The organism is Chryseobacterium sp. S90 (genome assembly GCF_047444895.1).
Classification (GTDB): Bacteria; Bacteroidota; Bacteroidia; order Flavobacteriales; family Weeksellaceae; genus Chryseobacterium.
The window spans coordinates 346,177-366,763 of record NZ_JBLGCX010000001.1 but is presented as its reverse complement, the minus strand read 5'-3'; the positions used below and the strand labels follow the sequence as shown (position 1 = coordinate 366,763).

Below are 20,587 nucleotides of genomic sequence, written 5' to 3'. Positions count from 1 at the left end.
ATGTCTGAAAAACAGATGAAAAAAGCCGTTTCAAGTAGAAACAGCTCTTATTTTATTTTTCATTAAGGATATCGCTTACATGATCAATCCATTGATAATCAGGAATTGTTTTGTCTATATAATAATCCGGTTGAATCCCTTTTCCGTCAATAGCCATCTCCGGAATACGGAAGCTTTTAGAAAGTGAATATCCCAGTTTAAATTCGTTACAAGGGAAATTTACAAAATACATATTTGAAATGTCCAGAACTCCTGCTGTGGTCGTCCCAAAAAGTTTTACTTTTTTGCTTTGTTTGACTGCCAGTAAGAACTCTTCTGCAGTGCTGCCGTTCCCTTCATTGATGATAATTCCTACATTTTTCGGATAAGGTGAAATTTTATCTATTTTAGTAATTCCAACAATCTTTCCATCGTCCTGCAGGCTTACAAACTTGCCTAAATTCTGGTTTAATTTGTCGTAGGCTTTCTTTAGATACTCTTTTTCTTCTGCCGGAATTCCATATTTCTGGTAATTATCATAAAGATCAAGCATTCTCTGATTATTCAGTTTCGTAGAATAAAGCTGTGTTCTGACACTTCGGATAGGGTTTGTATAGATATAAGGGATAATTTTGGCAAAACTGTTGTCACTTCCGCCGCCATTATTTCTGATATCAATGATGAGGTTTTCTGTGCTTTCAATTTTAGATTGGTTGGCTGTGATAACGCTGTCTATATCTTTTTTCAATGCTCCATTAAAGGAAGGAATTCTTAAAAGCAGGGTAGTTTTATTAATCTGTTTTAAAAAAGGCTTTCCTGCCTGTGCTGCTTCGAAATAAGTTTCAATACCTTCTTCTTTTTCAAATTTCGGTGAAACTCTTTTCAGGATAAAGTCATTGATTTCAAGATAATTTTTCCCGATGAATCTTATGTTATTTATTTCCTGCCCGGATTTGTTTCTTAAGTAGAATGTTCCTTTTGTTTTATCCGCGTTAAAAGTCAGTTTTAAATCATAAGGTTTCCAGTTTTCTGCTCCGGATTGGATAATAAAACCTTTATAAACATCTCCAAATTTTTTAATTCCTATCGTGTAAGGCTGGACTTCCCAGATCCCTTCAATATCAGAATCTTTTTTGGATGAAACTTCCTTTTTAAACTTTTCAATATTTACTTTTACGATTTCTGTGTTACTATTTATGGCTGAGACTACCGGCTGAGGCTGGGCTTGCTGATTCTCTTTTTCGATCATTTTAATGGAAATATGTCCGGATCTGAAGAATTTAAGCCATTCATAAATAGTCTGGGTGCATTCAGTATCTGATTTTGAATTTTTAATTCTGTTCAGAAATTCATTGTTATGAGTCTGGTAAGCCGGAAGTCCTTTTTTATCAATTATATATTGGTATCCGGCATCATTTTCCTCGAACGTTTTTTTTACCCATTGATAATTACTTTCACAAGTACAGTTTTGAGCAAAGCTAAAGGAAGAAGTGGATAAAAAAATGAATAAGAGTGTCTTAATTTTAAGCATACATGGTTTTTTAGTTTGAAAGCTACAAATCTAACGATAAATATATTTTTTTATGATTTTAAAAGGGTGTTTATTTAGCGAAAAATTCCCTTTTTAATGGATTGTCTGAACTTTTCAGCAATATAAAATTGAACGCTGCAGCAATATTGTGCTTCCCGAAATCTTAGAAATTTGTATCATCATTAAAAAAGAATACAATGAGTAAAACAATTTTAATTACAGGTGCAGCTAGTGGATTCGGAAAGATTGCTGCTTTTGATCTTGCCAAAAAAGGACATAAGGTAATTGCTACAACACAGGTCTATCCTCAGATGAGTGATTTAATCCGCGAAGCTAATGAACAGGGAATTGATCTTACAGTCGATAAACTGGATGTAACCAGCCAAAGAGATATTGATTATATCTTAAAAAAGTATGAAATAGATGTTTTAATCAGCAATGCAGGAATCATGGAAGGAGGTCCGATTGCTGAACAGCCGGTAGATATTATCCGCTCAATGTTTGATGTAAATGTGTTTGGTGCATTGAATCTTGCACAGGGATTTATCAAAAAGTTTGTTGAAAAGAAAAGTGGTAAGATTGTTTTCACCTCTTCAATGGGAGGTTTATGGACCGTTCCGTATGTAGCCGCTTATTGTGCATCAAAACATGCTTTGGAATCTATCGCTGAAGGCTTGAGAACTGAACTTGCTCCATTTAATATCAAAATTGCAACTTGTAATCCAGGGGTATTTGGAACGGGATTTAATGACAGAGGAGTAGATTCTATTTTCCACTGGTATGATCCAAAAGTTAACTTCACACCGGAATCCGCTTTTGATGGAGCCGCAGAATCTTTAGCTCATCAGCTGGATCCACAGTCTATGGCAGAGGTGATCGTGAATGTAGCATTAGATGATGAGAGTCATTTTAGAAATGTACATCCAAAAGAAACTGAAGATTTTGTAAAACAGCTTCAGGCAGATGCATGGACCGCAAAAAGCTAATATCATGAAACTGAATTATAAAACCGCAGAAAAAGCACTGCATGCAGCAAAGGAAAAAGCATTATCTATGAATATTCCTGTAAGCATTGCTGTGGTAGATACCGGAGGACATCTTGTCGCACTGGCAAGACTGGACAGCGTCTACGGAGTGATTGATTTTGCCATTAAAAAAGCAAAAACAGCAGTTATGTTTGGTGTAAACAGTGATTTGATGGGTGAAATTATCTCAGAAACCGGTATTCACGGTTACGGAATGCTGAATTCAAATGAGGGGCTTCTCACTATTGCGGGTGGTGTTATCCTTAAAAATGCAGATGGAGATGTCATTGGTGCAATAGGCTCTTCAGGCGGGACTCCCGAGCAGGATAAACAAATTGCAGAAGCAGGCGCTCAGGCTATTGGTTAATTTCAGATATTTGTATGATGGAAAACACTTCTGAGATCATATTCGATAAACTGGTTTATTCATGTGCTTTTGAGTCTTACAGAGGTCATGAAGAGTTTATTCCCGACCATTTTCTGGGATTTCAGATCTCCGGAGAAACGCATGCTTTTCATGAGCAGGGTAAGACTGTGATCAAAGAAAATACAGTAGTTCTGGTCAGGAAAAATCAACTGATCAGAACTATTAAATATCCTTCAGCACATGAAAAGTATCAGTTTATCTCAATTACACTTGATGATGAAACGCTGAGACAATATGCCAATGAAAACAAAATCACTGTAAATAATAATTTTCCGGGAAATCAGCGTTTGTTTTTTGAGCCCAATGATTTTTTTAAGAGCTATTTTACATCTCTTATTCCTTACATTAATAAAACACAGGAAATCCCACCAAAATTAGCGATGTTAAAGGTCAAAGAGGCCATAGAACTCCTTTTGCTGAGTAATCCGGATCTTAAAAACCTCCTTTTTGATTTTTCTGAACCTTATAAAATTGACCTTGCAGAGTTTATGAACAAAAATTTCATGTTCAATGTATCGGTGGATGCTTTTGCAAGACTTACAGGTCGTAGTTTATCAGGTTTTAAACGGGATTTCAATAAGACATTTCAGATGACCCCGAAACAATGGCTGAAAGAAAAAAGGTTAAAGGAAGCCTATTATTTAATTAAAAACAGGGATAAAAAGCCTTCAGATATTTATCTTGATCTGGGTTTTGAGAATTTGTCCCATTTTTATTCTTCTTTTAAAAAGAAATTTGGGGTGACGACTACGGAGGTATAACTTTTTAACCATTAAAAAAACACAACTATATTATAATTTAACTATTGGAAAAACGCAAAGATGCAAGAAAGGTTTACAATGTGAGCGCTCTGAGGCGCAATGATTTTATCTCCGATAAAATTTAATCTTGAATATTTCAAAATGCTTGTCGATTAATTACAACATCTGCATAATTCTCAAGATTTGTGAGATTCTATCGATCATTTGTAATTTTCCTGCATCTTTGCATTTTCCGACAATTTCTATTAAGGGATCATATTTTCAGCTCTTAATCTTTTAAAGACATCTGTAAAAGAATCTTCAGTACTTATATAAGCTGTGAAGCCTAGTTTTCTGCTTTTTGACATATCACACATTACTTCCAGAGGTCTTCCCAGATCCAGATCGGTATGCCATGCTGAAGACAGACGGTTAAGATTTTTTTCTTTCAGACTGTATTTTTCTGCAATTGCTACCCAGATTTCATGGTCGTTTTCCAGTTCTTTTTCAAGAGGTTTTATCGTACCCTCGAAACCTTCAGCTTCTATACCAAACCAGTCTGCCAATCTTTTCCATAGCCATTTCCATCGGAAAATGTCTCCATTGGCAATATTGAATGCCTGATTCTTCGCTGATTCTGCAGTGGATGCCCAAACCAATTGTTGAGCTAAGACTCTAGCGTCTGTTACATCAGAAATACCATTCCATTGTGCCTCAGATCCCGGCCAGATAAATTTTCGTCCTGTTTCTTTGCAAATACTGGCGTATACAGCTAATGTTGCCCCTATATTCATCAAGTTTCCTACTGCATAACCGACAACGGTGTGAGGTCTGTGAATGCTCCATGTAAAGCCGTCTCTTTCGGAAGCTTTGTACACTTCATCCTCCTGTGCATAATAAAAGTTGGGAAGTGGAAGTCTTGGATGTTCTTCTCTGACAGGAGTTTCAGGTAAAACGCCTTCTTTAGCGTAGGCTTCAAATGGTCCCAGGTAATGTTTAAGCCCTGTAACCAAAGCGACATGCTTCACTGATTTTTTAGAAGATAAAACAGTTAACAGATTTCTCACAAGCATACTGTTGACTCGGATGTTTTCCTCTTCGGTATCATTACGCATCCAGGTGGTAAAGTAAATGTGGGTAGGAGAGATCCCTTCCAGGGCTTCAGCAAGATTCTGTTCATTCATCAGGTCTGCTTTAATAGGGTTGAGACCTGGGATATTGGTGTTTGGATTCCTGGACAATCCGTATGTTATCCAGCCCTGAGTGATTAATTCTTCTGCAAGGTTACTTCCTGTAATTCCGGTAGCGCCTACTACCAATGCAATATTTTCCATAAGTATTGTAAAATTTCTTGTACAAAATTATGGCTGCTAACAGGCTTTTATCCTTGATTTGGATCATGCATTTGGGTTGATCTGGATCAAGTGTTATTCAGGGAATTCTTTTTACGGATCCTGCTTACGGTCTCAGGAGCAAGGCCAAGATATGAGGCAATAAGATTGTGAGGCACTCTTTTAATCATTTCCGGGTTCTTCTTTGCCAGTTGAAGATATTTTTCTTCTGCAGTGTAGCCATTGGAGACAATAAGCCTGTAATCTTTGGTAACGAGGCTATTCTGATATAAAATTCTGAAATAACGATCCATTACAGGAATTTCCAGCAGCATTTTTTCATAATTTTCCAATGTAATCATCAATACTTCTGTTTCTTCAACAGCATCAATATTCAGGACTGATTTTTCCTGATTGATAAAACTATTGAAATCTGAGATCCACCAGCCCTCAAAGGCAAACATATTGATATGCTCATTTCCTTTTTCATCCGGAAAATAAGATTTCAGCAGCCCTTTGCTTACAAAAGACAAAGCTTTACAAATATCTCCTTCCTGAAGCAAATACTGTTTTTTACGAAGTTTTTTAAGGGTAAAAAAAGACTGAACCTGACTTTTCTGGTCGTCATTAATATCAACTTTATTCTCAATATGGGAAAGAAGAACCTCAAACATCACATAAATATTTCATCAAAAATACCACTTTCAATGGCAACCGAAATTTTATTTTTCAAAATTATAAAGATTGATTCCTATTTCTTCATTTTTAATTTTTACGACTCTGGTATCCAGCGGATATATAATAAATTCTGCAGCTCCCTGGATTTTTGCCTCCAACAGATGTCCGGCTAAAGCAGTATAATCTTCTCTTCCCAACGTAATGTGAAGATGAAGGGTTAGTTTTCCTTCTATTTCAGAGATATTTCCTGTGATATTAGTGACTTCCATCTGTTCTTTAAAGGTTTTGTCAACATACTTTTTGGTTGCAGTATTAAAAAAACGAAGTGTTGCTTCACTTGCAGCTCCTATTCCAGAGACTTCTCCTGCCTGGATATTCCGATTCCTGATAAAATCCGTCAAAGCCTCTACAATATTGGAATGATTATCAAGACTAACCACATATATTGAACCTGCTTTTCTTGCAGACCAATTATTTCCTTTATAATTTTGAACCTCCATAATACTAAGATTTTAAGGTAATACATACAATAATTATGCTTTGGTCAAACTTTAGGTGAAAAATGTATTATTTCTCCTGACATTTTTGAATAGTAAGTCCCTGAAACCGGTAAAAAATGCCGAAATTTGCAGCAAATAAGAAGTAATGAAGATTGTAGATATAGAGAACTGGAACAGAAAAGAACATTTTGAATTTTTTTCTAAAATGGCAAGCCCTTATTTTGGATTTACAACGGAGGTAGACTGTACAAAAGCGTATGATACCGCTAAAGAAAAAGGATATTCTTTTTTTGCCTATTATTTTCACAAGTCTATGGTGGCGATCAATACTATTGATGAATTAAAGCTAAGAATCATTGATGGTCAGGTGATACAGTTTGATACTGTACATGCCGGCAGTACGATCGGAAGACCGGATGGTACTTTCGGATTTTCATTTACATCTTTCTCAGAAGATTTTGAAACCTTCAATGCAGCGCTTCAGGAGGAGATAAAAGGAGTGCATCAGACTTCAGGATTAAGATTAAGCAATGAAAGGTTGGGGAAAGACCACGTAAGACATACGACCATTCCATGGAATTCTTTCAGTGCTATATTGCATCCTACAGATTTTAATACTACAGAATCGGTTCCTAAAATTGCTTTTGGCAGGTTCAACATTCGCGACGGCAGAAAATATCTTCCGGTTTCTATTGAAGCACATCACGGACTAGCTGACGGTCTTCACCTTGCCAAATATCTGGAAGAATTTCAGAGACAGCTTGATCAGTAGAGGATTGTAGCGTTTAAAGAAAATGATTACATTTTTTAACAATAATTAAAGCCGGATATGTCCGGCTTTTTTTAATAATGAATCTTACGCTTTTCTATTTTCACAATCTGATCTTTCTCCATCTGCTTTATGGTCCGTATAACCGTTTCTACACATAATCCGGTGAGTGAAGCCATTTGCTGGCGGGTAAGAGGAATCTGGAAAGAATAAGGCGCTTTATCCTCATGATAACTCTTCAGGTAATCCATCAGCAGTTTGAGTTTAGCAACCGGATTCTGGAAAGAAAGATTATAAAACATGATATATTTATAGTACATTCTTTCAGCAAGACATTCATAAATGCTGAGTGAAATTTCAGGATTACTTTTGACCAGATCCAGAAAATTCTGCTTTGGCATTTTGTAAATAACGGAATCTTCTATCGCTACAGCATTCATGGGATAAGGCCGGTCAACAAAAAGCAGAGATTCTCCAAAGCTGTGACCATCTGAGAATATATTCTGAATAAATTCTTTCCCGTCTTCCATATAATTATTGAGTTTAATTTTCCCTTTTTCAATCTGGTAATAATGGGTTGGAAACTCTTTTTCATGGAAAATCATTTCGCCTGTATGATAAGTTCTTGTTTCTGCCCCAAAAGAAATTAATAAACTTTCAATAATCATAGTTGTGATTTATTTATAAAATAAAGAAACACCGATTTTCTTGATTTCTCTTATCATGTGGTACCATTCATATACCACATATATTCATTTTTTTATGCGTGTTTAACCTTGAAAACATTGACTGAGATCATAAAAAGTAAAGGCAATAACACGTTACATTTACATCCCACCCAAAATTAAAGTGTAAATAAAGGGAAACTGGCTGATAAAAGCAGTTAAGATATTTTTGTTTAAAATATAACGTGGTATCTATGTGGTACACGGTTTTTATAAAATTTTAATCATTTTCTCTTTCTTTGCCAGTATAAAAATGAAATAAAATTCATAAGTGTGATTTTTTTAACATAATCATTCAATAAATACAAACTATATGCTATGAATTATTGCAATATATTAATGAAAACCAATGAAATTTTGAATACATAAAAATTATTTTGTTCCCGATGTTAAATCAGCAAAAACACAGATTGAGTAGAGAAAATAAAGACTTTGTACAGATTCACAAAAGATGTGGTATCTGAAATGAGTAGAGATGAGAAAGTATTATGAAAAATAGAAAACCTGAACCCAACTTAGAGGATTTGAAGCAGAAAATTCTTGTACAAGACGAGATTATGGCCTTAGCCAAGGCAAATTCTCCTCGTCTGCTGAATAAATTCAGACTGGTTCATCCTGATTTTTTTAAAAAGTTATCCGCTATACAGCCTGCCCTTAAAAATTCTGAATTGATCTTTTGTATTTACCTTAAGCTCAATATGACCACTAAGGAAATTGCAACTTGTATTTTTGTAACACCTAAGGCGATACAAAACAGGAAAAACAGGATCAGAAAGAAACTCAATATTCCTTCTGAATTTGATATTTATAAATGGTTTAATGAAATTTAAACCATTTTTTTATTTGATTTCTATTACATTTCTTTCCAGATCGTGATAAAGAAGAACTTTCCAACGGTTTTCTTTTGCCTCTTTTTCCCATTTAAGACGTAATTCCATTGCTTTTCTGCCATCGAAATCACTTTTATAGGCTACATGGTATTTTAAATAAGAGGCCTGTGGAAGATCATCAGCTCCATAGAAAGCTGTTTCGCCATTTTCCCTGATCCAGAAAACCTGCATAAAAGGAGTATGTCCACCCACTACTTCATAGGAAATCTCATCTGTAATTTGCCCCTCATCTTCCTCCATCCAAGTAATATTGGGCAGTTGAACCAGTTGTTCCAGAATAGTAAAATCAAAAGAAGGATTGCCTTTCTTTTCCATAGCAAAATCAAGCTCACGTTTCTGGATATAAATCTGAGCATTCGGAAAAGTGGCTTTAAAGCCATTATCTGTAACGGTTACGGCACCGTCAATATGGTCTTTGTGGAGATGGGAGAGTAATAGCTTTGTGATTTGATCAGGATGAATATTTTCTCTTTTCAGAATTTCTGAAATCACAGTTGTTCCGGATTCATTTTTCCAGCCTATTCCTGCATCTAAAAGGATATAATCACTTTCAGTAATGATAAGAAAAGGCTGTACAGACATTTTGATTCCACCAACTTTATCAAAATTTTCTTCTGTTAAAAGAGTGAAGTCTTTGGTTTTACTTGCCGAAAAATTGCCTTCTTTGAGCGGAATGATTTTCATGCTGCAAATTTCCTTAATATTTCTAACATTCAAAAGGTTTTCCATCGATATATATCATCAATAAAAACAATGATACAGACAGAGTGTTGAAATCATTCTACTTACCGCAGAATCTTATAGTATTCATAGAAATGTAAAGCCAAGGGGCGAATAATTTCTTTTTTTAATGATTATCTTTGATCTCTTAAAAAATCTGACGGATTATTTTTGGTCTGCTGTCAGTCACTTTTCAATTCAAATAAAAACTTATACGTAATGCAGGAGAGTTCTTCCCACGGTATTTCCCGGACTGTTATCTGGCTTATGGCCGTTATTTCCGGACTGGTCGTCGCCAACAATTATTATAATCAGCCTTTACTGGCACTTATTTCAGAAGAACTGCAGGTTTCTGAGAGCGCAGCAAGCAAAATTTCTGTACTTACTCAGATCGGGTATGCATTGGGGCTGTTGCTGATTGTTCCGTTGGGTGATAAATTTTTCCGCAAGAAACTGATTTTAATAGATCTGTTTCTCGTTTTCGGATCTCTTTTATGGATGACTTTTGCCACTCAGCTGTGGATGTTGTATGCGGCCAGTTTACTGATTGGAGCTACATCAGTTATTCCGCAATTGTTTGTTCCTATTGCAGCAGAACTTTCATCAGATAAAGAAAAATCTGCCAATATTGGATTGGTAATGTCTGGATTATTACTGGGAATTCTTCTTTCCCGTTTTGTGGGTGGAATTGTAGGAGAAGTCTGGGGCTGGCGGGCAATGTTTGGTATTGCAGCAGGATTGATGATCCTGGTTTGGTTGGCTGTTTATAAAATGCTTCCTGAGCTTTCTCCTAATTTTAAAGGAACTTACAAAGAACTAATGCGTTCTGTTGCCCACCTGGCAAGAACACAACCTGTTCTTCAGCTGGCATCTTTCCGCGGGGCAATGGCATTTGGATCTATGTGCGCATTGTTTACAACTTTGGTTTTTCATATGGAGAAACCTCCTTTTAATGCCGGATCATCTGTTGTAGGAAGTTTTGGATTGGCAGGAGCTGTAGGAGCTTTAGCTGCTGCAAAAGTGGGAAAGCTTCAAAAATATCTGGATATTAACCGTATTATATTGTATTCTTTACTGATCGTTATTGGCAGCTGGGGCTTTACTTATTTTGCCGGAGAAACCTATTGGGGATTGATTGTGGGTGTTATTCTTGTTGATCTTGGTGTACAGTCAAGTCATATTATGAACCAAACCAATTATTTTCTGATCAAATCAAATGCTGTAAACAGGCTGAATACAGTGTATATGGTATCTTATTTCATTGGGGGATCACTGGGAACATGGCTGGCTTCCGTTGCATGGCAAAAGGCTCAATGGAGTGGGGTGTGTTTTGTAGGAACCGTGTTTGGAGTATTGGCCCTGATCGCTCATATTCTGTTTTCAAAAAGGGTAAATAGAGCAAATGCAGAGATGTAAAATTTTATATTGCTGATTGTTTAAGGCGCGGGATTTTATCAAAGATAAAATCCCGCGCCTTTTATTTTCAAGTTTATTCAGGTTCAAAATCTGCAGAATCTCTTACGCTTCTGTTGTTTCCTGTGCCAGCATCATTTCTCTGTGTTTTCCTCCCCATTCATCAAGCTGTTTCCATATGGGAATCAGTTCCCGGGCAATATCTGTAAGTTCATAATCTACTCTTGGAGGAACTTCTGCATAAACAGTTCTTTTTACTAAGCTTTCTTTTTCCAGCTCTCTCAGCTGCAGGGTAAGCATTCTTTCCGTTATTCCTGAAATAGAGTTTCTAAGTTCGCTGAAACGCAATTTCCCGTCCTTTAGTTTGTTTAAAATAATAAGTTTCCACCGGCCTCCGATTTTGCATACAGCATAACTCAGATCACATCCCTGTATATACTGTCTGTTGATATTATTCGTTGAATTTTCTTTTAGCTTTCCCATTACTTACAAATTTGTTCGTACCATACATTTAGCTGTATACAGTGCAAATGTAAGGTTTGAGATTTAATTTTACACACAGAAAGCAGAAAATATGCGGCAGTAAGGAATAATAGCGCTTACGTTCCCTGCAAAATAATAGTAACTTAAATCAAAATAATAATGCAATTAGCACCTAAAATAACACAGATTTTAAATCATTTAGAAAAAATACAACCCTTCAATCCTCAGAGTTCCTTAGACGGAGCCCGTAAATATCTTGAAACAATGTCCCTTCAGCTTAGCGGCAAAAAGGAATCCGTAGCAATGATTGAAGAATTGGAGATTCAACAGGAAAATTATCAGATTCCCATTCGGATTTACCGTCCCAATGGAAAGAATGTTCAGAATTCATCGGCTATTATTTATATTCATGGAGGGTGGTTTATTGCTGGAGGATATGAAACCCATGATGCAGTAGTCCGTAAACTGGCCAATAAAACCGGATCTGTGGTTATTTTTGTAGATTACCGTCTTGCTCCGGAACATCCTTTTCCTGCAGGCTTAAACGATTCTCTTGACAGCATAAAATGGGTCATAGAAAATGCAGATTCTTTAGGAATTGATCCTGATAAAATAGGAATAATAGGAGATAGCGCTGGCGCAGCATTGGCTACGGCTGCCTCTACTCAAATGGGAAAGCATCTGAAATTTCAGGTATTAATTTATCCTGCAGTCGATAATCAACTCAATTCAAAATCATGGGAAACTTATGAAAACGGGCCTGTTCTTAATAAGCAGGGCGGTGTTGAAGCATGGGATTGGTACCTTCCCAAAGAAGAAAAGGATAATCCTTTGGCGATTCCTGTCTTAATAAAAGATTTTAAAGAAACTCCACCCACTTTAATAATTCTTGCAGAGCATGATCCTTTGCTTGATGATGGGAAACAGCTTTCTGAAAATATGAAAAATGCAGGTGTTACACTTACAACAAGTCTTTACAAAGATATGGTCCACGGATTTATGCATATGGGAGAAATTCTGGAAGAAGTACAGTCTGCAATAGGTGAAATGGCTGTTTTTGCTCATCAAAATTTAAATTCTGTCCAAGAAAAAGTATAATGAAAAAGTACGCATACATTGGATGTCTGGGATTTATAGCCGTTATTACAACAGAATTTGGGGTTATCGGAATTCTTCCACAAGTTGCAGAACATTATAAAATCAGTATAGACAAAGCAGGGTATCTGTTGAGTGCTTTTGCATTAATTATCGCTCTTACAGGACCTTTTATGACCTTATTTACGTCAGGGTTTGATCGTAAAAAAATAATGCTTGCAGCCATTTTTATGTTTCTGATTACAGGTTTTGTATCTTCTTTTTCACCACCTTTCTGGCTGTTGATGCTGGTTAGGATTTTACCGGCATTTCTACAACCCGTGTATATTGCAACAGCTTTATCTGTGGCAGTTTCCCAGGCAGATGACCGGAAAAAAAATGAGCTGATGGGAATTGTATTTAATGGAGTAGCCATTGCTATGGTTACAACGGTTCCTTTTGCAACATGGATTGCTGGACTTTGGTCCTGGGAATATTCATTTATGATACAGACTGCGGTAAGTCTGATTGCTTTAGTGGTCATTTACTTCCTTCTTCCCCCGATGCCTGTGAAAGAAAAAAAATCCTATGGAAACCAGATCAGAATCCTGAAGCAGCCTCCATTTATTCTAAGTACTCTGACTAACTTTTTCATGATTACGGCTTGGTTTTCTACTTACAGCTACTTTGCAGATTATCTGAACAAAGCAAAAGGAATGGATACGTCAATGGTCAGCTATATGCTGCTGCTGTTTGGACTTATCGGAGTTGCAGCCAATGGAGTTGCCGGAAAAATGCTTAATAAAAATATTGCGGGTACTACGGCTATTTTTCTTTCCGGAACCATTTTAATACCTGTACTTTTATATTTTTGTGATGGAAATTTATGGGCAACAATTCTGGTAATTGGGGTCTGGGGATTTCTGTATTCGCCAAGTTTTCTGAATGCATCAGCTTATATGATCTCGTCCGCACCAGATTCACTGGAATTTGCCAACAGTCTGGCTACGTCTTTCGGAAATCTGGGAGTAACGCTGGGAACTACGATAGGAGGTTGGATCATCGTTACAAAAGGAGTAGCATATATTCCCTGGATAGGTGTTGTTTTCGGGCTTCTTGCATTTCTGATGATGATCTTGAAAAGCAGAGTTGAAAAACGAAGCCAGGTTGTTTCCATTTGTCAGAATTAAACTGTAACAATTTTTATTACATTGGATAAATTGTAGTAACTTTGTATTATCAATTTGATTTAAAATTAAATACAATGAAAATAGAAATCTGGTCGGACGTAATGTGTCCGTTTTGCTATATCGGAAAAAATAATTTTGAACAGGCTTTAAGCAAGCTGCCTTTCAAAGATGAAGTAGAAGTAGAGTGGAAGAGCTTTCAACTGGATCCAACTTTAGATCCCAATAAAACTCAGGATACCATTCAGTATTTCAGAGAAAAGAAAGGAGTTGGCGAAGCTCAGGCAACGCAAATGCTTGGACAGGTAACTCAAATGGGAAAAGGAGCAGGAATTGATTTTGATTTTGGAAAAACTCTGATCACCAATACTTTCAGTGCCCATAAATTACTTCACTTGGCTAAAAAGCACAATAAATCCAATGAAATGGAAGAAGCTTTGTTTATCGCTCATTTTATTGACGGTAAAAATGTAGGAGATACAGAAGTTTTGGTAGCTCTTGCTGAAAGTTTAGGACTTGACAAAGAAGATGCAATACAAGCTGTTACTACAGATCAACTTGATGATGAAGTTAACCAGGATATTCTTGAAGCAAGAAATAATGGCGTTTCCGGAGTTCCATTCTTTGTCCTGAACGGTAAATATGCCGTTTCCGGAGCTCAGCCTGTAGAGACATTTGAAAATGCACTTCAGCAGACTTATAAAGAAACTGTAAGTCCGTTTAAGGATCTTTCCGGTGGTGCCGGAGCTTCCTGTGATGCTGACGGATGCAGTATTTAAGATAATAAAACCCCAAAACAATTGATTTGTTTTGGGGTTTTAATTTAATATATTAGAAAAACCTGTTGTATCTTTGTCATGCAGTACCAACAGCTGTATAAATCTGATTTCTCCATGATAAAAATTAACAACGAAACTCACTATTCAATTGACGATACCCTTTTTGTTTTTGCATTAGATTCCGAAGCAGGAACTGTTTTTGATGATAAAAATAAATTAATTACAGGCATCGGAAAGGTAAATGCGGCGATAGAATTAACCAAAGAAATTCAAGCAAGAAAACCTAAACTGATTGTAAATTTAGGTTCTGCAGGAAGTAAAGGATTTCACAAAGGAGAAGTAGTATGCTGTACAAAGTTCATCCAGAGAGACATGGACGTAAGAGGGCTTGGATTTAAGCTCTATGAAACGCCATTATCAGGAGTGCCCCCTGTATTGGAATATGGCCTTAAAATGGATGTCTTGAAAGAAGGAATCTGTGGCAGCGGTGACAGTTTTGAAATGAATCACTCTGAGACAGATTATAATATTGTAGATATGGAAGCTTATCCACTCGCGTTGATTGCTCAACAGGAAAATATTCCGTTTTTATGTCTGAAATATATTTCTGATGACGCAGGAAGTGACGCAGCAGATGATTGGAGCGTACAGGTACATCTGGCTTCCGAAGCTTTTAAAAAAATACTGTTTTCATAAACAAATATAAATCCTGAACAAAGTTTCAGGATTTTGTTTTCTATTTGTATTTTTACTTTCAACCCATCACTCATATGAAAGTTACTTTTTATAAGCCGATGCATTCTGTTTTGAAAGATTATATTGAAGGATATTATTTTATAGAAAAAGATGATCATCAGAAACCGGTAAAATATCTTACATTTCCGGACAATTACTTTATCGTGTCAGCATGTCAGGATGTCTCTGTTACACAGGACAAAGGATGGGTAGAAATTACCAGATCTTCTTCTGAAAATATAGTGGTTGATTTTGTATTCAGATGCTCTGTGCCTACTGAAATTTTTTATCGGCAATCGGTTAATGAAGTTACCGTTTACTTTAAACCATTGGGTATTTATCATTTTTTTAATGCTGATAAAAGCGAAGACCTGGAACAGGAAATCCTTCTTTCAGACTTTACAGAGATTATGGGCGCTGTTTTAAAAGAGTCTGACAGGAAAATACAAATTGAAATACTGGAAAACTATTGTCTTTCCAAATTCCGGAAGAGGAACTTACATCTGGCTTATACAATATTGAATGATTTTGAAACAGAATTGAGTATCGAAGAAATTGCTTCAAAAAATAAAATCACGAGACAGTATGTCAACAAAATATCTCAGCGATATCTGGCTAAACCCGCTTCAGAATTCAGAAAAATACAGCGATTTCGTAATGTCTTGATTTCAAATAAAAAATCCAGAAATCTTACAGAACTTTCCTACGAACATCTGTTTTATGACCAGTCCCATCTTATTAAAGATTTTAAAGAACTCACCAGAATAAGCCCCGGGAAATTCTTTGAGAATGTAGATACTGATCAGAATAATGTCTGGTTATTTATCTGAGTTTCCATTTTTACAATTCATACAGAACTCATTAAAATACATTTGTTGAAATATTAAATCCTTATTTCAATGAAAAAATTATATGTTGGGATTTCCCTTTTCACTTTCTTATTTTCGAGTGCCCAGAAAAATGATATTTCAGTAGTGCTTGCTGATATTACAGAAAAAGTAAAAAGTCATTATATTGATAAAGAAACTTATAAAAAAGTGGACTCTTTATTTCAAAGTGAACTTAAAAAAGGAACTTTTAAAGACCTCAATAAAAAAGATTTTGCGGATCTTCTTACTCAAAAGTTAAGAACAACTATTAAAGACGAACATTTTTTTGTTAAATATCTCGAAAACTACACGCCTGAAAAACAGATGAGTGAAAAAGAGAAAGAGAAATTGAACAATGAACACAATAGTCTTGAAAATTTCGGATTTGAAACAGTTCAGCGACTTCCGGGAAATATTGGGTATATCAATTATAAAGGTTTTGCCTCTCCTGAAGCCAGTGAAAAAACTTTAGCTGCCACCATGGACTTTGTTGCCAATACCCATTCTTTGATTATTGATCTCAGAGAAAACGGAGGTGGAGAAAACGGGATGCTTCTTTTGTTTTTAAGCTATTTTTTTGATCAGAAAAAAGATCTTTATACCACGTATTTCAGACATAATCAGAAAACGGTTGTAGACAGTACCCAACCCAAAGTTTCCGGACAGAAATATCTTCATAAAAAGATCTATATTCTTACCAGCAAAAATACTTTTTCGGCCGGAGAAGCTGTTGCCTATTTTTTACAGCAATATAAACTTGCCGAAGTAATTGGTGAAAAAACAGGAGGTGCAGCCAATCCGGTAGACCATTTTATGGTTCAAAATCAATATTTACTGCTTGTTCCGGCAGGAAAAATAACAGCTTTAAGTACTCAAAAGAATTGGGAACATATAGGAGTGATACCCGATCAGGAAGTGAAAAGCGAAGATGCTTTAAAGACGGCTCACCTCAAAATTTTAAAAAATATAATAGCATCAGAAACAAAAACAGAACTAACCTTACCTGAAATAAAAAATCTTATTTATAAATTAGAACAATAAATACCTTTTATGTCATCAATTATTATCAATACATCCAGCGAAAAAGACCTCGAAATACTTCAGAATATTGGTATACAAACCTTCACTGAAACGTTTGCAGAAGATAATACTGAAGAGGCTATGAAAAAGTATCTGGAAGAAAGCTTTAATACTGAAAAGATAAAATCAGAGCTGAGTAATCCTGATTCATTTTTCTATATTGCCTGGGAAGAAGACAATCCGGTTGGTTACCTGAAAGTCAATTCAGGAAAAGCACAGACAGAACTTCAGGACGAAACCAGCCTGGAAATTGAAAGAATCTATGTAAAGAAAAGCCATCACGGAAAAAAAGTAGGTCAGCTTCTTTATAACCAGGCTTTGGAAACAGCAAGACATCTGAATAAATCATACTTATGGCTTGGAGTCTGGGAAGAAAATTTAAGAGCACTCAATTTTTACAGGAAAAACGGGTTTGTTGAATTCGATAAACATATTTTCAGACTTGGGGAAGAGGAGCAGACTGATCTTATGATGAAAAAAATATTGGATTAATTTTCTTCAAAATAGAAAGATTGTATTTAACCACTGATTACACAGATTTTCACAGATGATTATGTAATACAATTCATTATACCTTCTAAATACCAAAATGAACCATTCAGAATTTACAAAAGAAATCAACCAATATTACCCGCTATCTGATGAAACGGTGAAGGCTTTACTCGATATATGTACTGAAAAGCATTATCACAAAAATGATTTACTGCTGGAATCCGGTTCAATGGCGAGATATTATTACTTCATCAAATCCGGGCTGATAGGATATTACACGGTAGATGAACAGGGAAATAATATTTATAAAATTTTCTTTGAAGAAAACAGTTTTGTAGCTTCCACAGCCGCCATTATTAAAAATGAACCTAGTGATTTCACAATCATAGCACTGGAAGACTGCACAGTGATACAATATCCTGCAAAAACTTACCGGGAACTGCTTGAAAAGCATCATGATCTGGCACTTTTTCATCTGTATTATCTGGAGAAAAACTGGGTGGTAAAAAAAGAACCTCTGGAAGTCTCGTTAAAGTACGAAACAGCAAAAAAACGTTATTTACAACTGGTTGAAAATAAGTCCCTTTACAGCAGATTAAAACAGCACCATATTGCTTCTTATCTGGGAATTACGCCTACACAACTTAGCCGGATAAAGAAGGAGCTCAACTGATATTGTAAGTCTGAGTAAAATAAAGTAATAAAAGCTTCAACATATGTTGAGGCTTTTGTTCTTTTTCTGCTGCAATTTTGCTATGTCAAAAGATCATTGGTATATTATATGTTTTATAATTAAAAGCCTGTGATTATTCATTAATTAAACATTTTCAACATGAAAAAGCTTATCAACATTATCTTTGTACTGACTGCATTTGTACAGTTATCAGCACAAAAAATTATTCATCAGGAAGTATTCAGTCCCAAAATGAATAAAAAAATCAAAACAGTCATCATTACCCCAAATACTCAGCCTAATACAACCTATCCAACGGTTTATATCCTTCATGGTTTCAGCGGTAATCCGGACAGAATTATTAAGCAGGACATTCCTGATTTGGTTAAAAAAGCTCAGGAATACAAAACAATTTATGTACTTCCGGACGGAAATTACAGTTCATGGTATGTAGATAGCCCCATTCTTAAAGATTCACAATATCAAACCTTTATTGGAAAAGAACTGGTAGAATTTATTGATAAAAATTATCCGGTAAAAGCAGAGAAAAGATTCCGCGGAATTTTGGGATGGAGTATGGGCGGTTATGGAGCTACCAATATAGGAGTTACTTATAACAAAACATTTGGTATCGTGGGAAGCTCATGTGGCGCCTTGGATTTCAATTCTTTCGGAGAAGGCTATCAGAAATATATGGTGAATAAAGTTCTGGGACCATTAGAATCAATTAATCCCAATTTCCTTACTGACAGTAAAGTAAAATTAATGTCCGGAGCAGGACAGCAATATATTTTTGATTGTGGAACAGAAGATACCCAGATGATCAACATGAATAGAAATTTTCATAAAAAACTGACAGAAATGAAGGTTCAGCATCTCTACACAGAATCTTTGGGAGGACACGTTCCGGAATATTGGAGCAGATCATTATCTGAGCAATTGTCTTTATTTGACAGGTTTTTTAAACAATAAATTATACCCTTTGTCAAGGTTTCAAATCTTGACAAGGGGTATAACAGTTGATTTTAGGTTTCGGCTAAAGCCAAAGGATTTATTTTATATTTATTTAAACGGACTAAAGCCCGTTCCTATTGAATATTGATTAGTTTTTATATCAATAGGAGTGGGCTTTAGCCCGCTTGTTTTTGTTGTTAATATAATATTGGCTTTAGCCGAAACTTACCTCATTAACCTTTAACAAGGATTAACCAAATAAAAAAATCCTTTTTGAGCTATGCCCAAAAAGGATTTCGATTGATTGATGTTCAAAAATGCTAACAAGTCAGCATATTAAAAATGTTGAAAGTTTTTACCCAAATGTTCTTCTATCACAAAGAACGGATCTTCTGTAAGTGTATGTGCTCTCATATCAATAAGGCTCACTTTACTCATCATACGAAGCATGATTCTTCTCTCGCACGGATGTTCTATTCCGTCAATATTTCTTACTCCTGCACGGAAAGCCGACCTTCCGTGAGCACATAAGTGATTATTAACCAGAATAACGTCTCCTGCCTGAGGCGTAAATCCTGAATAAATCAAATGTCTGGCTTCTTCCCAGAATTCATGGAGTGTACTTTGCGCTTCATCCGATTGTCTTATGCTGGAATTAAAAAGCTGTTCTGCAGCGTCAAATCGCATAAACGGAAGACTATAATTACCATACAGTACAGAATCTAATGTCTCTTCTTCATTTTCTCCTGTCTCCAGATTGGCATCTTTCGGAATTTTATAGATACGCTCAAAAAGAGGTCTGTAATTGTCCCCGATAGATTCATGAGAACGGATAGAATAAAGCGTAGAAGGAACCTGCTCCTCATTTCTTACATACATAAAGCTTAAGTAGTCAGCCTGATGTTTCAGAAAAGCATCTTCCGTGTGTACATACAAGTCTGTTGAAGACCCTGATCCTGTCTGCGTTTCCTTCATTTTTTCATCAGGAATGATGGCATGAATTAATCCGCCACCTTTACGCTGTGAATAATATTGTACAGGTTTTGAAGGGAGTGCCCCATGGATAAGTGCACATGCAAAACCATATAAATTAAATTTCGAATAATCTGCCGCCTGCCAATTGGGAGGGGTAGATCCTATATCCTCCTGATCGATATCCATTAATCCTGTAAAGATCAGTGCACCATACTGATTTTTTGAAAAGTCACTCGCAAAATCAGCCGCTATGTTTAAAATTCTCTCCGGTAAGAAATAAGACGCCAGCTGATGTACATGTTTTATAAAATCACGGTTTTCATAATTGTCATACTTTTTCTGAAGATGCAGAGCCGCATCTTTTATCATTCTTCTTTCCTGAGAGGTGACTTCTATGACCGTAGGAAGCAGTTTTACCGCTGTTGAACAGTCTTTATCTAAAATTTCTGTAGAATTCATTAAAAAAAATTTGGTGTTAAGTAATAATTTTTATCTTTGTTTTTAATTATTCTAAATAACAATAGCTGGTTCAAATTTAGTAATAATTACGCAATCACC

General features: G+C 35.8%; 23 protein-coding genes. 15 read left to right on the top strand and 8 right to left on the bottom strand.

Annotated elements, in window-relative coordinates:
- Nucleotides 1-52: 52 nt before the first annotated feature.
- On the bottom strand, nt 53-1,510 hold the full coding sequence (locus tag ACLMCG_RS01760) for a S41 family peptidase (protein ID WP_413958557.1): 1,458 nt from the start codon (nt 1,508-1,510) through the stop codon (nt 53-55).
- Nucleotides 1,511-1,707: 197 nt separating this feature from the next.
- Between ACLMCG_RS01760 and ACLMCG_RS01755 the strand changes: the two genes are divergently transcribed.
- From ACLMCG_RS01755 to ACLMCG_RS01745, 3 genes are read left to right on the top strand one after another with little or no spacing between them, the layout of a single operon-like run.
- Nucleotides 1,708-2,496 carry an SDR family oxidoreductase gene (locus ACLMCG_RS01755; protein WP_223600586.1) on the top strand — a complete coding sequence of 263 codons (789 nt, stop codon included), beginning with the start codon at nt 1,708-1,710 and terminating at the stop codon, nt 2,494-2,496.
- A 4-nt stretch (nt 2,497-2,500) separates the two neighbouring features.
- The gene (locus ACLMCG_RS01750) at nt 2,501-2,902 is read left to right on the top strand and encodes a GlcG/HbpS family heme-binding protein (RefSeq protein ID WP_223600587.1); all 402 of its coding nucleotides are present in this window, start codon (nt 2,501-2,503) and stop codon (nt 2,900-2,902) included.
- 14 nt (nt 2,903-2,916) lie between these two features.
- Entirely contained in the window at nt 2,917-3,723 is an 807-nt protein-coding gene (locus tag ACLMCG_RS01745) for a helix-turn-helix domain-containing protein (protein ID WP_413958556.1), read from the top strand.
- Between the two features lie 245 nt (nt 3,724-3,968).
- Here ACLMCG_RS01745 and ACLMCG_RS01740 read toward each other — a convergent pair whose 3' ends face one another.
- From ACLMCG_RS01740 to ACLMCG_RS01730, 3 genes are all read right to left on the bottom strand, one after another.
- Nucleotides 3,969-5,036, bottom strand: coding sequence for an SDR family oxidoreductase (locus ACLMCG_RS01740; RefSeq protein WP_413958555.1), 1,068 nt, complete (start codon nt 5,034-5,036; stop codon nt 3,969-3,971).
- 86 nt (nt 5,037-5,122) lie between these two features.
- The gene (locus tag ACLMCG_RS01735; protein ID WP_413958554.1) at nt 5,123-5,707 is read right to left on the bottom strand and encodes a Crp/Fnr family transcriptional regulator; all 585 of its coding nucleotides are present in this window, start codon (nt 5,705-5,707) and stop codon (nt 5,123-5,125) included.
- A gap of 48 nt (nt 5,708-5,755) precedes the next feature.
- A complete protein-coding gene (locus ACLMCG_RS01730; protein WP_413958553.1) occupies nt 5,756-6,211 on the bottom strand; it encodes a PPC domain-containing DNA-binding protein in 456 nt (151 codons plus the stop codon).
- Between the two features lie 145 nt (nt 6,212-6,356).
- Between ACLMCG_RS01730 and ACLMCG_RS01725 the strand changes: the two genes are divergently transcribed.
- The gene (locus tag ACLMCG_RS01725) at nt 6,357-6,983 is read left to right on the top strand and encodes a CatA-like O-acetyltransferase (protein ID WP_413958552.1); all 627 of its coding nucleotides are present in this window, start codon (nt 6,357-6,359) and stop codon (nt 6,981-6,983) included.
- A gap of 71 nt (nt 6,984-7,054) precedes the next feature.
- On the opposite strand, the gene ACLMCG_RS01720 is transcribed toward ACLMCG_RS01725, so the two are convergent.
- On the bottom strand, nt 7,055-7,648 hold the full coding sequence (locus tag ACLMCG_RS01720) for a Crp/Fnr family transcriptional regulator (protein ID WP_413958551.1): 594 nt from the start codon (nt 7,646-7,648) through the stop codon (nt 7,055-7,057).
- Between the two features lie 545 nt (nt 7,649-8,193).
- Between ACLMCG_RS01720 and ACLMCG_RS01715 the strand changes: the two genes are divergently transcribed.
- Nucleotides 8,194-8,535: a helix-turn-helix transcriptional regulator gene (locus ACLMCG_RS01715; protein ID WP_223600592.1), complete on the top strand. Its 342-nt coding sequence runs from the start codon at nt 8,194-8,196 to the stop codon at nt 8,533-8,535.
- Between the two features lie 9 nt (nt 8,536-8,544).
- Here the strand turns inward: ACLMCG_RS01715 and ACLMCG_RS01710 are convergent, their stop codons facing one another.
- Nucleotides 8,545-9,279, bottom strand: coding sequence for an MBL fold metallo-hydrolase (locus ACLMCG_RS01710; protein ID WP_413958550.1), 735 nt, complete (start codon nt 9,277-9,279; stop codon nt 8,545-8,547).
- Nucleotides 9,280-9,534: 255 nt separating this feature from the next.
- On the opposite strand from ACLMCG_RS01710, the gene ACLMCG_RS01705 reads away from it, so the two are divergent.
- Nucleotides 9,535-10,731 (top strand): MFS transporter, encoded by a 1,197-nt coding sequence (locus tag ACLMCG_RS01705; RefSeq protein WP_309871163.1) that lies wholly within the window; start codon nt 9,535-9,537, stop codon nt 10,729-10,731.
- A gap of 102 nt (nt 10,732-10,833) precedes the next feature.
- Here ACLMCG_RS01705 and ACLMCG_RS01700 read toward each other — a convergent pair whose 3' ends face one another.
- Nucleotides 10,834-11,211, bottom strand: a complete 378-nt coding sequence (locus ACLMCG_RS01700; protein ID WP_223600594.1) for a winged helix-turn-helix transcriptional regulator — start codon at nt 11,209-11,211, stop codon at nt 10,834-10,836.
- Between the two features lie 159 nt (nt 11,212-11,370).
- Here ACLMCG_RS01700 and ACLMCG_RS01695 point away from each other — a divergent pair, with 159 nt between their 5' ends.
- From ACLMCG_RS01695 to ACLMCG_RS01655, 9 genes are all read left to right on the top strand, one after another.
- Entirely contained in the window at nt 11,371-12,309 is a 939-nt protein-coding gene (locus ACLMCG_RS01695; RefSeq protein WP_413958549.1) for an alpha/beta hydrolase, read from the top strand.
- The gene (locus ACLMCG_RS01690; protein WP_413958548.1) at nt 12,309-13,475 is read left to right on the top strand and encodes an MFS transporter; all 1,167 of its coding nucleotides are present in this window, start codon (nt 12,309-12,311) and stop codon (nt 13,473-13,475) included. Before ACLMCG_RS01695 ends, ACLMCG_RS01690 begins: the two co-directional genes overlap by 1 nt.
- A 74-nt stretch (nt 13,476-13,549) precedes the next feature.
- Nucleotides 13,550-14,251 carry a DsbA family oxidoreductase gene (locus ACLMCG_RS01685; RefSeq protein WP_413958547.1) on the top strand — a complete coding sequence of 234 codons (702 nt, stop codon included), beginning with the start codon at nt 13,550-13,552 and terminating at the stop codon, nt 14,249-14,251.
- Nucleotides 14,252-14,365: 114 nt separating this feature from the next.
- Nucleotides 14,366-14,947: a nucleosidase gene (locus ACLMCG_RS01680; RefSeq protein WP_309435439.1), complete on the top strand. Its 582-nt coding sequence runs from the start codon at nt 14,366-14,368 to the stop codon at nt 14,945-14,947.
- 74 nt (nt 14,948-15,021) lie between these two features.
- A complete protein-coding gene (locus ACLMCG_RS01675; protein ID WP_413958546.1) occupies nt 15,022-15,816 on the top strand; it encodes a helix-turn-helix domain-containing protein in 795 nt (264 codons plus the stop codon).
- A 69-nt stretch (nt 15,817-15,885) separates the two neighbouring features.
- A complete protein-coding gene (locus ACLMCG_RS01670) occupies nt 15,886-16,896 on the top strand; it encodes a S41 family peptidase (RefSeq protein ID WP_413958545.1) in 1,011 nt (336 codons plus the stop codon).
- 9 nt (nt 16,897-16,905) lie between these two features.
- Complete coding sequence (locus ACLMCG_RS01665) at nt 16,906-17,427, top strand: GNAT family N-acetyltransferase (protein WP_223600600.1); 522 nt, start codon at nt 16,906-16,908, stop codon at nt 17,425-17,427.
- Nucleotides 17,428-17,524: 97 nt separating this feature from the next.
- Complete coding sequence (locus tag ACLMCG_RS01660) at nt 17,525-18,100, top strand: Crp/Fnr family transcriptional regulator (RefSeq protein ID WP_413958544.1); 576 nt, start codon at nt 17,525-17,527, stop codon at nt 18,098-18,100.
- 159 nt (nt 18,101-18,259) lie between these two features.
- Nucleotides 18,260-19,072: an alpha/beta hydrolase gene (locus ACLMCG_RS01655; protein WP_413958543.1), complete on the top strand. Its 813-nt coding sequence runs from the start codon at nt 18,260-18,262 to the stop codon at nt 19,070-19,072.
- Between the two features lie 318 nt (nt 19,073-19,390).
- Here the strand turns inward: ACLMCG_RS01655 and ACLMCG_RS01650 are convergent, their stop codons facing one another.
- Nucleotides 19,391-20,488, bottom strand: coding sequence for a TauD/TfdA family dioxygenase (locus ACLMCG_RS01650; protein WP_413958542.1), 1,098 nt, complete (start codon nt 20,486-20,488; stop codon nt 19,391-19,393).
- Nucleotides 20,489-20,587: the final 99 nt, after the last annotated feature.

Bases quoted from the DNA above. Each gene is read 5' to 3' on its own strand.
- ACLMCG_RS01760 (WP_413958557.1), bottom strand. From the start codon at position 1,510: ATGCTTAAAATTAAGACACTCTTATTCATTTTTTTATCCACTTCTTCC.
- ACLMCG_RS01755 (WP_223600586.1), top strand. From the start codon at position 1,708: ATGAGTAAAACAATTTTAATTACAGGTGCAGCTAGTGGATTCGGAAAG.
- ACLMCG_RS01750 (WP_223600587.1), top strand. From the start codon at position 2,501: ATGAAACTGAATTATAAAACCGCAGAAAAAGCACTGCATGCAGCAAAG.
- ACLMCG_RS01745 (WP_413958556.1), top strand. From the start codon at position 2,917: ATGATGGAAAACACTTCTGAGATCATATTCGATAAACTGGTTTATTCA.
- ACLMCG_RS01740 (WP_413958555.1), bottom strand. From the start codon at position 5,036: ATGGAAAATATTGCATTGGTAGTAGGCGCTACCGGAATTACAGGAAGT.
- ACLMCG_RS01735 (WP_413958554.1), bottom strand. From the start codon at position 5,707: ATGTTTGAGGTTCTTCTTTCCCATATTGAGAATAAAGTTGATATTAAT.
- ACLMCG_RS01730 (WP_413958553.1), bottom strand. From the start codon at position 6,211: ATGGAGGTTCAAAATTATAAAGGAAATAATTGGTCTGCAAGAAAAGCA.
- ACLMCG_RS01725 (WP_413958552.1), top strand. From the start codon at position 6,357: ATGAAGATTGTAGATATAGAGAACTGGAACAGAAAAGAACATTTTGAA.
- ACLMCG_RS01720 (WP_413958551.1), bottom strand. From the start codon at position 7,648: ATGATTATTGAAAGTTTATTAATTTCTTTTGGGGCAGAAACAAGAACT.
- ACLMCG_RS01715 (WP_223600592.1), top strand. From the start codon at position 8,194: ATGAAAAATAGAAAACCTGAACCCAACTTAGAGGATTTGAAGCAGAAA.
- ACLMCG_RS01710 (WP_413958550.1), bottom strand. From the start codon at position 9,279: ATGAAAATCATTCCGCTCAAAGAAGGCAATTTTTCGGCAAGTAAAACC.
- ACLMCG_RS01705 (WP_309871163.1), top strand. From the start codon at position 9,535: ATGCAGGAGAGTTCTTCCCACGGTATTTCCCGGACTGTTATCTGGCTT.
- ACLMCG_RS01700 (WP_223600594.1), bottom strand. From the start codon at position 11,211: ATGGGAAAGCTAAAAGAAAATTCAACGAATAATATCAACAGACAGTAT.
- ACLMCG_RS01695 (WP_413958549.1), top strand. From the start codon at position 11,371: ATGCAATTAGCACCTAAAATAACACAGATTTTAAATCATTTAGAAAAA.
- ACLMCG_RS01690 (WP_413958548.1), top strand. From the start codon at position 12,309: ATGAAAAAGTACGCATACATTGGATGTCTGGGATTTATAGCCGTTATT.
- ACLMCG_RS01685 (WP_413958547.1), top strand. From the start codon at position 13,550: ATGAAAATAGAAATCTGGTCGGACGTAATGTGTCCGTTTTGCTATATC.
- ACLMCG_RS01680 (WP_309435439.1), top strand. From the start codon at position 14,366: ATGATAAAAATTAACAACGAAACTCACTATTCAATTGACGATACCCTT.
- ACLMCG_RS01675 (WP_413958546.1), top strand. From the start codon at position 15,022: ATGAAAGTTACTTTTTATAAGCCGATGCATTCTGTTTTGAAAGATTAT.
- ACLMCG_RS01670 (WP_413958545.1), top strand. From the start codon at position 15,886: ATGAAAAAATTATATGTTGGGATTTCCCTTTTCACTTTCTTATTTTCG.
- ACLMCG_RS01665 (WP_223600600.1), top strand. From the start codon at position 16,906: ATGTCATCAATTATTATCAATACATCCAGCGAAAAAGACCTCGAAATA.
- ACLMCG_RS01660 (WP_413958544.1), top strand. From the start codon at position 17,525: ATGAACCATTCAGAATTTACAAAAGAAATCAACCAATATTACCCGCTA.
- ACLMCG_RS01655 (WP_413958543.1), top strand. From the start codon at position 18,260: ATGAAAAAGCTTATCAACATTATCTTTGTACTGACTGCATTTGTACAG.
- ACLMCG_RS01650 (WP_413958542.1), bottom strand. From the start codon at position 20,488: ATGAATTCTACAGAAATTTTAGATAAAGACTGTTCAACAGCGGTAAAA.